Raw genomic sequence first — 564 nt, forward strand, 5'->3', positions numbered from 1 at the left:
TCGCCAGCGTCGACGAGAGCGTCGGCCGCGTGTTGGCCAAGCTTGAAGAACTCGGCATCGCGGAGAACACGCTGGTGATCTTCAGCAGCGACAACGGCGGCGTCGGCGGCTACGATCGCGTCGGGCTCGACAAGAAGATCGGCATCACCGACAACGCGCCGCTCAAGGGAGGCAAAGGCACGCTGTACGAGGGAGGCGTTCGCGTCCCCTATGTCTTCCGATGGAAGGGAACGGTGAAGCCGGGCCAAACCGAATCGACGCCGATCAACTCCGTTGACCTCTACCCAACGCTGGTGGAACTTGCCGGCGGCGAACTACCTGCCGACTATCCCCTCGACGGCGTCAGCTACGCGTCGCTCTTGAAGGAGCAGAAGCCGCTGGAGCGCGGGAAGCCTCTCTTCTGGCATTTCCCTGGCTATCTCGGCGCCACGGCCGACACTTGGCGCACGACTCCGGTGAGCGTCGTCCGCGACGGCGACTGGAAGCTATTGGAATATCTCGAAGATGGTCACTTAGAGCTTTACAACCTGCGCGACGACTTGAGCGAGACGAATAACCTCGCCT

1 protein-coding gene is annotated in these 564 nt (G+C 62.1%); it reads left to right on the top strand.

The genetic code is table 11. The features are described 5' to 3' along the window. On the top strand, nucleotides 1-564 hold a 564-nt coding region (locus JNK74_29775), incomplete at both ends, for a sulfatase-like hydrolase/transferase (GenBank protein MBL7650360.1).

This window comes from Candidatus Hydrogenedentota bacterium, assembly GCA_016791475.1.
In the GTDB taxonomy this organism is placed as follows: Bacteria; Hydrogenedentota; Hydrogenedentia; order Hydrogenedentales; family JAEUWI01; genus JAEUWI01.